We start from the raw sequence: 12245 nt of genomic DNA, 5'->3' as shown, positions 1-12245 counted from the left end.
CCCACGCCGGATGGCCGTTCCGGGCTGTCGTCCGGACCGCTCGTCTGGCTATGCTCCGGGCCAGCGCTCACTTGAGCGCCCTTTCGCCAGAAGACGGCGCAAGGGGAGGAAGCCGGTGTGAATCCGGCGCGGTCCCGCCACTGTGACCACGGCCCAGCCGTGGGAGTCAGGAACTCCCGTCGTCTTCTCTCACCCGGGGCGTGGACACCCCAGGAAGAGGTTCAGCGTGCTGCTGTTGTTGTCGACCTCCGACACCGACCTGATGAGCGCCCGCGTGGCCGACGGCCCCGTCGCCTGGCGCTACGCCAACCCCTCCCGGTTGCTGCCGGAGGACCTGCCCGCCCTACTCGAGGGCACCGACCTCGTCGTCGTGCGCCTCCTCGGTGGCCGCCGCGCCTGGGCCGACGGCCTCGACGCGCTGCTCGCCGGCACCCGTCCGGTCGTGGTCCTGTCCGGGGAGCAGGCGCCGGACGCCGAGCTGATGAGCCTGTCCACGGTCTCCGCCGGGATCGCCGCGCAGGCCCACGCCTACCTCGCCCACGGCGGACCGGCCAACCTCGAGGCACTGGCCCGGTTCCTGTCCGACACCGTGCTGCTGACCGGGCACGGCTTCGAGGCCCCGCTCGTGGCACCGGCCTGGGGTCGCCTGCAGCGGGCGGGGGTCGCCGCCGCAGCGCCGGCCACAGAGCCCCGGCCGACCGTGGCGGTGCTCTACTACCGGGCCCACCACATGAGCGGCAACACCGGCTTCGTCCACGCCCTGTGCGGTGCGGTCGAGGCCGCCGGGGGCCGGCCACTGCCGCTGTGGTGCGCCTCCCTGCGCGACGCCGACCCCGGCCTGCTGGACACCCTCGCCGAGGCCGATGCCGTCGTCACCACGGTGCTTGCTGCGGGTGGCACCCGGCCCGCCGACGCGCAGGCCGGCGGCGACGAGGACGCTTGGGACGCCGGCGCACTGGCCCGCCTGGACGTGCCGTTGCTGCAGGCACTGTGCCTGACCAGCTCCCGCGAGCAGTGGCAGGCCAACGACGAGGGGCTCTCCCCGCTGGACGCCGCCACCCAGGTGGCCGTGCCCGAGTTCGACGGGCGGGTCATCACGGTCCCGTTCTCGTTCAAGGAGATCGACGCCGACGGGCTCCCGGCCTACGTTGCCGACCCCGAGCGCGCCGCCCGCGTGGCCGGCCTCGCCGTTGCCCACGGCCGGCTGCGCCACCTCGACCCGGCGCACCACCGGGTCGCCCTGGTCCTGTCCGCCTACCCCACCAAGCACGCCCGCATCGGCAACGCGGTCGGGCTCGACACCGGCGCCAGCGCGATGGCCCTGCTGAGCCGGCTGCGCGACGCGGGTTGGGACCTCGGCCCGGACGACGGTCCCGGCGCATTGCCCGGGTTGGCCACCGTCGACGGCGACGCCCTCATCCACGCGCTCATCGAGGCCGGGGGCTACGACCCCGACTGGCTGACCGCCGAGCAGCTGGCCGGCAACCCGGTGCGTATCCCGGCCGCCGACTACCGCCGCTGGTACGCCACGCTGCCGGCCGGCCTGCGCGTCCAGGTCGAGGAGCACTGGGGCCCGCCACCGGGCGAGCTGTACGTCGACCGGTCCCGCAACCCCGAAGGCGACCTCGTCCTCGCGGCGCTGCGGGCGGGCAACCTGCTGGTGCTCGTCCAGCCGCCGCGAGGCTTCGGGGAGAACCCCATCGCGATCTACCACGACCCCGACCTGCCGCCCTCGCACCACTACCTCGCGGCCTACCGGTGGATCGCCGCACGCCAGGAGGACGGCGGCTTCGGCGCCGACGCGGTGGTCCACCTCGGCAAGCACGGCAACCTGGAGTGGCTGCCGGGCAAGAACGCCGGCCTGTCCGCCGAGTGCGCCCCGGACGCCGTGCTCGGCAACCTGCCCCTGGTCTACCCCTTCCTGGTCAACGACCCCGGCGAGGGCACCCAGGCCAAGCGCCGCGCCCACGCCGTGCTGGTCGACCACCTCGTCCCGCCGATGACCCGCGCCGAGAGCTACGGCGACATCGCCCGGCTGGAGCAGCTGCTCGACGAGCACGCCAACGTGGCCACCCTCGACCCCGCCAAGCTGCCCGCGGTCCGCAGCCAGATCTGGACCATGCTCCAGGCGGCGAAGATGGACCACGACCTCGGCCTGACCGGCCGGCCCGACGACGAGCGCTTCGACGAGATGGTCATGCAGATCGACGGGTGGCTCTGCGAGGTCAAGGACGCCCAGATCCGGGACGGGCTGCATGTTCTCGGCCAGGCGCCGCAGGACGCGGCTCGCGTCGACCTCGTCCTGGCCATCCTGCGCGCCCGGCAGCTCTGGGGCGGCAGCCATGCCGTCCCAGGACTGCGCGAGGCGCTCGGTCTGGACGAGTCCGCCACCGACCGCGGCGGTGCCGACCGGGCCGAGGCGCTGGCCCGCGAGGTGGTCCTCGCCATGGAGCGCCACGGGTGGGACGCCGACGCGGTCGACGCGGCGCTGGCGCTCGTGCCGCAGGAACGGGTCGAGGCCGTCGGGCAGGTGCTGGACTTCGCCGTGGCCCAGGTGGTCCCGCGGCTGGCCGCGACCACCGACGAGCTCGACGCGGTGGTGCACGCCCTGCGCGGCGGGTTCGTCCCCGCCGGCCCGTCGGGCTCACCGCTGCGCGGCCTGGTCAACGTCCTGCCCACGGGCCGCAACTTCTACTCCGTCGACCCCAAGGCGGTGCCGAGCCGCCTCGCGTGGGAGACCGGCCAGCGCCTGGCCGAGTCGCTGCTGGGCCGCCACCGCGACGACACGGGGGAGTGGCCGACCTCGGTCGGGCTGTCCCTGTGGGGCACCAGCGCCATGCGCACCGCCGGGGACGACATCGCCGAGGCCCTGGCGCTGCTGGGCGTCCGCCCCGTCTGGGACGACGCCTCCCGTCGGGTGACCGGCCTCGAGGTCGTCCCGCTCGAGGAGCTCGGCCGCCCGCGTGTCGACGTCACGCTGCGCATCTCCGGCTTCTTCCGTGATGCCTTCCCGCACGTCGTCGGCCTGCTCGACGACGCCGTGCAGCTCGTCGCCGGCCTGGAGGAGGCCGCCGCGGACAACCGGGTGCGCGCCCACGTCCAGGCCGACCTGGCCGAGCACGGCGACCGGCGTCGGGCCACCACCCGCATCTTCGGCTCCCGCCCCGGCACCTACGGCGCCGGGCTGCGGCAGCTCATCGACAGCAAGGACTGGCGCACCGACGCCGACCTCGCCGAGGTCTACTCCGTCTGGGGCGGCTACGCCTACGGCCGGGGCCTCGACGGCAGGCCGGCGCGCGAGGAGATGGAGACGGCCTACCGCCGGATCGCGGTCGCGGCCAAGAACACCGACACCCGCGAGCACGACATCGCCGACTCCGACGACTACTTCCAGTTCCACGGCGGCATGGTCGCCACGGTGCGGGCGCTCACGGGCGCCGCGCCCGCGGCATACATCGGGGACAGCACCCGGCCCGAGACGGTGCGCACGCGCAGCCTGGCCGAGGAGACCGCGCGGGTCTTCCGGTCCCGCGTGGTGAACCCGCGCTGGATGGAGGCGATGCGCCGCCACGGCTACAAGGGAGCCTTCGAGATGGCCGCCACCGTCGACTACCTGTTCGGCTACGACGCCACCACCGGCGTGGTCCACGACTGGATGTACGACCGGGTCACCCGCGAGTACGTCCTGGACGAGGTCAACCGGAAGTTCCTGGAGGCCGCCAACCCGTGGGCGCTGCACGGCATGGCCGAGCGCCTGCTCGAGTCGGTCTCGCGCGGGCTGTGGGCCGAGCCGGACCCCGAGGTGCTGGCCGCCCTGCGCCAGGCCTACCTCGAGGCCGAGGGCGACCTAGAAGCCGGTCGCTGACCCCGGGCGCTCGCCCGTGACCCGCTGCCGCCACCGGTAGCACCAGACCCGCACCACCACCCCCGACGAAGGGCCACCCGTTGCGTCCCGACGCTCCCGCCTACCCGTTCACCGCCGTCGTCGGCATGGACGACCTGTCCCTCGCGCTCTGCCTGTCGGCGGTCTCACCCGCCATCGGCGGCGTCCTCGTCCGCGGCGAGAAGGGCACCGCCAAGTCGACGATGGTCCGCGCCCTGGCCGCCGTGCTGCCTCCGGTCGAGGTCGTGCAGTCGTGCCGGTTCTCCTGTGCCCCAACGGTTCCGGACGCCTCGTGCCCGGACGGTCCACACTTCAACGCCCCGGTCGAGACGCGCCCGGTCCGGCTGGTCGAGCTGCCCGTCGGCGCGAGCGAGGACCGGGTCGTCGGCTCCCTGCACCTCGACCGGCTGCTGTCGGCAGGGGAGACCGCGTACGAGCCGGGACTGCTCGCCCAGGCCCACCGCGGCATCCTCTACGTCGACGAGGTCAACCTGCTGCCCGACCACCTCGTCGACACGCTGCTGGACTCTGCCGCGATGGGTCGCGCCCGGGTGGAGCGCGAGGGGGTCTCGGTCACGCACGGCGCCCGGTTCGTCCTCGTCGGCACCATGAACCCCGAGGAGGGCGAGCTGCGGCCGCAGCTGCTCGACCGGTTCGGCCTGGCCATCGAGGTCGCCGCGAGCCGCGAGGCGGCCGTGCGGGTCGAGGTGGTCCGCCGGCACCTGGCCTTCGAGCGGGACCCCGACGCGTTCGCCGCCCTGCACGCCCAGGACGAGCTGGCCCTGTCGCTGCGGATCGCCGGAGCCCAGGAACGGGTCGCCGGGGTCGCCCTGCCCGACGCGGCGGTCGAGACCATCGCGCGCATCTGTGCGGCCTACGACGTCGACGGCATGCGCGGTGACCTGGTCACCGCGCGCACCGCCATTGCCCACGCCGCCTGGTGCGGCCGGGACGAGGTGACCGACGAGGACGTGCGCGTCGCGGCCCGCCTGGCCCTGCCGCACCGGCGACGCCACAACCCCTTCGACGACACCGACGGCGCGGCCGAGGACCTGGAGCAGGTGCTCGCCGAGCAGACCCCCGAGACGCGGCAGGACGACCCCGACCCCGACGGCCCGGACGGTGACGGCCCCGATGACGGTGGACCCGAGGGTGACGGTCCTCACGACGACGGCCCTGACGACGGCGCCCCCGACGGCGGCGGTGGTCCCGGTGGCGGCCTGCCGCAGCTGCCCTCCGGCGGCGGAAACGACGCAGCCACCGGCGAAGCCGACGCCCCCGGGACGCCGGCGGACCAGGCCGGCCGGCCGTATGCCGCGCGCCTGCTCACGCACCAGCGGCCGGGTCCGGGGGTGGCCGGCAGGCGCTCCCGCGCCACGACCACGCGCGGCCGGCACCTGCGCGGCGTCCCGCTGGGCGACCCGCGCGGCCAGGGGCTGTCGGTGACCTCCACCGTGCACGCCGCGGCCCGCCGCACCCGAGGTGCCGCGACGCCCTTGCGGCTGGTGCGCGCCGACCTGCGGCGCAGCCAGCGCGAGGGCCGTGAGGGCAACCTCGTGGTCTTTGCCGTCGACACCTCCGGGTCGATGGGCGCGGCCGCCCGGGTCCAGGAGGTGCGTACCGCGGTGGTGTCGCTGCTGCTGGACGCCTACCAGCGTCGCGACCGCGTCGCGGTGGTCACCTTCGCCGATGACCGGGCCAGACTGGTGCTGCCGCCCACGTCGAGCGTGGAGCTGGCTCAGCGCCGGCTCGCCGAGGTCCCTACCGGTGGGCGCACCCCGCTGGCCGAGGGGCTGGCCGAGGTGGCCGGGCTCGTGCGCCGGCAGCGGGCCCGTGACCCGCAGCGACGTCCGCTGCTCGTGCTGCTCACCGACGGCCGCGCCACCCACGGCGAGCAGCCGCTCCAGCGTGCCTCCGCTGCGGCGGCCCACTGCGCGGCCGAGGGCATCTCCTCGGTCGTCGTCGACTGCGAGAAGCGGTCCGTGGTGCGCCTCGGCCTTGCCCGCGAGCTGGCCGTCACCTTGCGCGCCGAGTACCTCGACCTCGGCGACGTCGCCGCCGATGCCCTCTCGGGTGTGGTGCGCCGCAGCGTCGCCCCTGCGACAGGAGCAGCCTGATGCCCCAGGGACAGCCGGCCCGCGTGCCGGAGGACGGCCTGACCACCCGCCAGCGCCGCAACCGGCCGCTGACGATCGTGCACACCGGCGCGATGAAGGGGAAGTCCACCGCCGCGTTCGGGCTCGCCCTGCGCGGCTGGAACCAGGGCTGGGACATCGGGGTGTTCCAGTTCGTGAAGTCGGCCAAGTGGAAGGTCGGGGAGGAGAGCGCCTTCCGTGCCCTCGGCGACCTGCACGAGAGGACCGGCGTCGGTGGGCCGGTGCAGTGGCACAAGATGGGCGAGGGCTGGAGCTGGTCGCGCAAGGCCGGCACCGAGGAGGACCACGCGGCCGCCGCGCTGGAGGGCTGGCGCGAGATCCAGCGACGCCTGGATGCGGGCACCCACGACCTCTACGTCCTGGACGAGTTCACCTACCCCCTGAAGTGGGGCTGGGTGGACGTCGCCGACGTCGTCGCCACCCTCAGCGCACGGCCCGGGCACCAGCACGTCGTCATCACCGGCCGGGACGCGCCGGCCGAGCTGGTGGCCGCCGCGGACCTGGTCACCGAGATGACCAAGGTCAAGCACCCGATGGACGCCGGCCAGAAGGGCCAGCGGGGGATCGAGTGGTGAGCGCCCGGGCGACGCGCCTGCCGCGGCTCGTCGTCGCGGCGCCGGCGTCCGGCCACGGCAAGACCATGGTCGCGACCGGCCTCATGGCCGCCCTGCGGGCCGCCGGTCACGAGGTGTCCCCGCACAAGGTCGGCCCCGACTTCATCGACCCCGGCTACCACGAGCTGGCCGCCGGGCGCCCGGGCCGCAACCTCGACCCGCACCTGCAGGGGGAGGACCTCATCGTGCCGCTCCTGCTGCATGGGGCGAGCCGCCCCCGCCCGGCCGACGTCGCGGTGGTCGAGGGCGTCATGGGCCTGTTCGACGGGGCCACCGGCACCGGCGGGTTCAGCTCGACCGCGCACGTCGCCCGGCTGGTCCAGGCACCGGTCCTGCTGGTGGTCGACTGCCGCGCGGCCGGGCGCAGCCTGGGCGCTGTCGTCCACGGCTTCTCCCGCTTCGAGGACGACGTGCGCGTCGCCGGAGTGGTGCTCAACAACGTCGCGTCGGCGCGGCACGCGGCCGAGGCCCGCGACGGCATCGCCGCCACCGGGGTCCCGGTGCTCGGGGCCCTCCCTCGCCTCCCCGACCTCCTGGTGCCCAGCCGTCACCTCGGCCTGGTCCCGGCGGCGGAGCGCTCGCCGCAGGCCACCGCGGCGGTGGCGGCCCTGTCCGACCTGGTCCGCGAGCACGTCGACCTCGACGCGGTGCTCCGGCTCGCCCGGCAGGCACCGGACCTGGTCGCCGCGCCCTGGGACCCCGCCCGCGCGGTCGGCGCCCCAGTGGTCCCCTCCTCCCGGCCGCCACGGGTCGCCGTGGCAGGCGGGCGCGCCTTCACCTTCGGGTATGCCGAGACCGCCGAGCTGCTCGCGGCCGCCGGTGCCGAGGTGGTCGGCTTCGACCCCTTGCGCGACGAGCACCTGCCCGAGGACGTCTCCGCCCTCGTCATCGGGGGCGGGTTCCCCGAGGTGCACGCCGCCGACCTCTCGCTCAACGCCTCGCTGCGACAGGCGATCTCGGACTTCGCCGCCCGTGGCGGGGCGATCGCCGCTGAGTGCGCGGGCCTGCTCTACCTCACCGAGGAGCTCGACGGGGCGCGGATGTGCGGCGTCCTGCCGCTGCGGGCACGCATGGACTCCCGCCTGACCCTGGGCTACCGCAGTGCGGTCGCCCTCACCGGCAGCGTCCTGGCCGCGGAGGGGGAGCGGGTGACGGGCCACGAGTTCCACCGGACCGCGGTCGCCCCCACAGCGGCAACCGCCCCCGCCCCCGCCTGGGGCTGGCGCGGCACGACCGGTGCCCTCGTGCGGGAGGGGGCGGTGCGTGGTCGCGTGCACGCGTCATACCTGCACACGCACTGGGCCGGGCACCCGCAGATGGCGACCCGTCTCATCGCCGCGGCGACCGAGGTGGCCCGGTGAGGGTCGTGCTGGGCGTCGGCGGCCGTCCGGACGCAGCGGCGGGGGAGCTGCTCACCCTGGCCGCGGCGGCGCTCGCCGAGCACGGGCTCGACCCCACCGCCGTGCGACTGGTGGCCACCCTCGACCGGCGCGCCGGGGCCGCCGGGGTCCAGGCCCTCGCCGCTGCCAGCGGCACGAAGGTGCAGGCAGTCCCCGTGGAAACCCTTGCGGCACAGGCCTGCCCGACACCGAGCCAGCGGGTGCTCGCCGCGGTCGGCAGCCCGTCCGTCGCCGAGGCGGCGGTCCTGGCCTGCGGCGGCGGGCTCCTCGGCCCGCGCCACGCCTCTCGCGCCTGGACGGTCGCCGTCGGCGCGCTTCCCGCCGCCGGCCTTACGGGCGCCGTCGACCCCACCGTTGCCACCCCCGTCCAGGAGGACCGATGAGCACCGTGACCGACACCCCGCTGGCCGCCGGCCGATGGACGAGGGAGGAGCGCTGGCGCCTGTCCGGCATCCTCGGCACCATCGTCGCCCTCCACGTGGGCGGGATCGCGCTCTACCTGCTGCACCGTGGCCACACCGCCGCAGCCGGAGGGCTCGCCGGGTCCGGGGCGCTGGCCTACGTGCTCGGCATGCGTCACGCCTTCGACGCCGACCACATCGCGGCGATCGACGACACGACCCGGGTGATGCTGCTGCGGGGCCGGCGCCCGGTCGGGGTCGGCTTCTTCTTCGCGATGGGGCACTCGACCGTGGTCGTGGTCCTCGCCCTGCTGGTCGCCGCCGCGGCCGGGTCGGTCTCCACCTCCGACGTGGACGCGGTCCGCTCGGTGGGAGGCACCGTCGCCACCGTCGTGGCCATGGCGTTCCTGCTGGTCGTGGCCTCCCTCAACGCCCGGGTCCTGCGCAACCTCGTCGGCCTGTGGCGCCGGCTGCGCGGCGGCGCCGACACCGCCGCGGAGGTGGAGGAGGCGCTGCTCTCGCGCGGCTTCGTCACGCGAGTCCTCGGGCGACGTGGCCGGGGGATGGTCCAGCACTCGTGGCACATGTACCCGGTGGGACTGCTCATGGGCCTGGGGCTGGAGACCGCCAGCGAGGTCACCCTGCTGGCCCTGTCCGCCTCGACCGCGGCCGGCGGCGGCGCCTCGGTCCTCGGGGTGCTCAGCCTGCCCCTGCTCTTCGCCGCGGGCATGTCGACGTTCGACACCGCCGACTCCCTGGTGATGACCCGGCTGTACTCCTGGAGCTACCGCAACCCGGTCCGCACCCTTTTCTTCAACATCGCCACGACCGCGGTGACCGTGGCGGTCGCCGCGTTCATCGCACTGGTCTACCTCGCCGACGCGCTAGTGCAGTACACCGGGCAGCGGTGGCTGGGGCCGCTCGCCGCGGTCAGCGACGACTTCGAGCTCATGGGCTACGTCATCGCGGGGATCTTCGCCACCACCTGGCTCGGTGCGCTGGCCGTCTGGCGGCTGCGCGGCGGTGACGATGCCTGAGGTCGACCTGCTCCACCACGGAGACCGGGAGGTCGGCGACGGCCTCGTCGACCTGGCCGTCAACGTGCAGGCGCCGCAACCCCCGCCATGGCTCCTCGACGTCCTCACCGGAGCGCTGGCACATGCCGGCGCCTACCCCGACCAGGCAGCGGCGGTGGCCGCCGTGGCGCGGGCCTATCGCTGCGACCCGGCATCGGTCCTCCTGACCAACGGCGCGGCCGAGGCGTTCACCCTCCTGGCGCGCCTGCCCTGGCGACGACCGCTCATGGTGCACCCGCAGTTCACCGAGCCGGAGGCAGCGTTGCGCGCGGCCGGCCACTCAGTGCAGCGGCTGGTCCTGAGCCGCGACAACGGCTTCCGCCTCGACCCGGACGCGGTCGACCCCGCCGCCGACCTCGTCGTCGTGGGCAACCCCACCAACCCGACCTCGCGGCTCCACCCGGCTGAGTCGGTCGCGGCACTACTGCGGCCGGGACGCCTCGTGGTCGTCGACGAGGCGTTCATGGACGTCACCGACCAGCGCCAGTCCCTGGCGGGTCTCGCGCCCACCACCGCGGGCCTGCTCGTCGTCCGCAGCCTCACCAAGACCTTCGGCCTCGCCGGGGTGCGCGCCGGCCACCTGCTCGCGGCGCCCGCGCTGGTGGCCGACCTCGCGGCACACCAGCCGCACTGGTCGGTCAACGCCCTCGCCCTGGCCGCCACCGTGGCGTGCGTGGGTCCGCAGGGGGAGGCGCACCGCTGTGCGGTCGCCGACCACTTGCCGCGCCGGCTGTCCTACCTCACCCGGACGCTTCAGGCTGCGGGGCTCGACGTCGTCGCCGAGCCCGTCGGCCCGTTCGTGCTCGCGAGCCATGACCGGGCGGACGTCCTGCGCGAACGCCTGCGCCACCACGGTTTCGCGCTGCGTCGGGGTGACACCTTCCCCGGCCTCGGGCCGCAGTGGCTGCGCGTCGCCGCCCGGGACGAGGCCACCACCGACGCCCTCTCCAACGCCCTCACGACCGCACTGCAGGAGCTGCCATGACCGACCACGCCTTCCCCGACGACGCGCGGGCGGCCGTCCACGACGTCATCGCCCGGCGCCGCGACGTGCGCCGCGGGTTCACCCTCGACCCCGTCGGCGACGACGTCCTCACCCGGGTGCTCGCGGCGGCCCACCAGGCGCCCAGCGTCGGGCTCAGCCAGCCCTGGGACTTCCTGCTCCTCACCGACGTCGAGCAGCGCGCACGCATCCAGTCCCTGGCCGCGTGCCAGCGGGACGCGTTCGCCGCGTCGCTGCCGGCCGGGCGCACTCGCCTGTTCGACGGGATCAAGGTCGAGGCGATCCTGCAGACCCCGCTCAACATCGTCGTCACCTGCGACCCGACCCGCGGCGGCCCCTACACCCTCGGCCGCCACGCCGACCCGCGCATGGCGCCGTTCTCCGCCGCGCTGGCGGTGCAGAACCTCTGGCTGGCGGCGCGGGCCGAGGGCCTGGGCGTGGGCTGGGTCAGCTTCTTCGACCCGGGGGAGCTGGCCCGCGAGCTGGGCCTGCCCGGGCACCTGCAGGTCGTGGCCTACCTGTGCGTCGGGCACGTCGAGCAGTTCCCGCCCGCGCCGGAGCTGGTGCTCTCGGGGTGGGCACGTCGGCGGCCGCTGACGTGGGCGGTCCATCATGGGGCCTGGGGCGACCGTCGCCTGCCCGGAGGAGAAGCTGTGAGCCTGCTGACCGAGACCGTTGCCGCCATCGCCCCCGCGGACGCCGCCGCCATGCACGCCGCCGAGGAGCGACAGGGCCAGCTGACCAAGCCGCGCGGCTCACTCGGCGTGCTCGAGGAGCTCGGCACGCGCCTGGCCGGGATGTATGCCGTGTGCCCGCCCCCGCTGCCCGAGCCGGTCGCCATCGCGGTGTTCGCCGGCGACCACGGCGTCCACGCGCAGGGCGTCTCGCCGTGGCCGCAGGAGGTGACCACCCAGATGGTGGGCAACTTCCTCGCCGGCGGCGCGGTCATCAACGCCCTCGGCCGCCAGGTCGGCGCCGAGGTCACCGTTGTCGACGTCGGCGTGGCCGGTGACGTCCCGGACGCGCCGGGACTCCTGGCCCGCAAGGTCGCCCGCGGCACCGCCGACATGACCCAGGGGCCGGCGATGACGCCGGAGCAGGTCGAGGCAGCCCTGGAGGTCGGCATCGACACGGCACGCGACCTCGTGGCCCAGGGCAACCGGCTCCTGGTCACCGGCGACATGGGCATCGCCAACACCACCGCCTCGGCGGCCCTGATCAGTGCCTTCACCGGCCTGGACGTCGAGCAGGTCACCGGCCGCGGCACCGGCATCGACGACGCCATGCTCGCGCACAAGGTCGGCGTCATCCGTCGGGCCCTGGAGGTCAACGCCGTCGACGCCGCCGACCCGGTGGCCGCGCTCGCCGCCGTTGGCGGGCTCGAGCACGCCGCCGTGGCCGGGTTCCTCCTCGGCGCCGCGGCCCTGCGCACGCCCGTGGTGCTCGACGGGGTGATCGCCTGCTCCGCCGCCCTCGTCGCGCGCGCGATCGCCTCCGACGCGGCGGACTACTGGGTCGCCGGCCACCGCTCGGTTGAGCCCGGCGCCAGCGCAGCGCTGGACCACCTGCGGCTCACCCCGCTGGTCGACCTCGACCTGCGCCTCGGCGAGGGCAGCGGTGCCGCCCTGTCCGTGCCGCTGGTGCAGTCCGCCGCCCGCGTGCTGCGAGAGGTGGCGACCTTCGACTCCGCCGGCGTGACGGACAAGGCCTGA

At 75.1% G+C, this 12245-nt stretch carries 8 protein-coding genes and 1 riboswitch; all 8 genes read left to right on the top strand.

The window, feature by feature from the left end:
* Positions 1-81 precede the first annotated feature (81 nt).
* Positions 82-222: riboswitch (adenosylcobalamin (AdoCbl) riboswitch) on the top strand.
* A 40-nt stretch (positions 223-262) separates the two neighbouring features.
* Positions 263-3865, top strand: a complete 3603-nt coding sequence (cobN, locus tag ACXVGS_RS05505) for a cobaltochelatase subunit CobN (RefSeq protein WP_458536722.1) — start codon at positions 263-265, stop codon at positions 3863-3865.
* Between the two features lie 80 nt (positions 3866-3945).
* Positions 3946-6000 (top strand): magnesium chelatase subunit D family protein, encoded by a 2055-nt coding sequence (locus ACXVGS_RS05500; RefSeq protein WP_458536717.1) that lies wholly within the window; start codon positions 3946-3948, stop codon positions 5998-6000.
* A complete protein-coding gene (cobO, locus tag ACXVGS_RS05495) occupies positions 6000-6614 on the top strand; it encodes a cob(I)yrinic acid a,c-diamide adenosyltransferase (protein ID WP_458528306.1) in 615 nt (204 codons plus the stop codon). The genes ACXVGS_RS05500 and cobO overlap by 1 nt, the downstream gene beginning before the upstream one ends.
* Complete coding sequence (locus tag ACXVGS_RS05490; protein WP_458533294.1) at positions 6611-8014, top strand: cobyrinate a,c-diamide synthase; 1404 nt, start codon at positions 6611-6613, stop codon at positions 8012-8014. Before cobO ends, ACXVGS_RS05490 begins: the two co-directional genes overlap by 4 nt.
* Positions 8011-8436 (top strand): cobalamin biosynthesis protein, encoded by a 426-nt coding sequence (locus ACXVGS_RS05485; protein ID WP_458531744.1) that lies wholly within the window; start codon positions 8011-8013, stop codon positions 8434-8436. The genes ACXVGS_RS05490 and ACXVGS_RS05485 overlap by 4 nt, the downstream gene beginning before the upstream one ends.
* Positions 8433-9491: a HoxN/HupN/NixA family nickel/cobalt transporter gene (locus ACXVGS_RS05480; protein ID WP_458528303.1), complete on the top strand. Its 1059-nt coding sequence runs from the start codon at positions 8433-8435 to the stop codon at positions 9489-9491. The genes ACXVGS_RS05485 and ACXVGS_RS05480 overlap by 4 nt, the downstream gene beginning before the upstream one ends.
* Positions 9484-10515, top strand: coding sequence for an Rv2231c family pyridoxal phosphate-dependent protein CobC (cobC, locus tag ACXVGS_RS05475; RefSeq protein WP_458528302.1), 1032 nt, complete (start codon positions 9484-9486; stop codon positions 10513-10515). Before ACXVGS_RS05480 ends, cobC begins: the two co-directional genes overlap by 8 nt.
* Positions 10512-12245 (top strand): nicotinate-nucleotide--dimethylbenzimidazole phosphoribosyltransferase, encoded by a 1734-nt coding sequence (gene cobT / locus ACXVGS_RS05470; RefSeq protein ID WP_458533295.1) that lies wholly within the window; start codon positions 10512-10514, stop codon positions 12243-12245. Before cobC ends, cobT begins: the two co-directional genes overlap by 4 nt.

It is taken from the genome of Oryzihumus sp., assembly GCF_054325275.1.
Note: the sequence above shows the minus strand (reverse complement) of the source record. Positions and strands in the feature narration are given on the sequence as shown.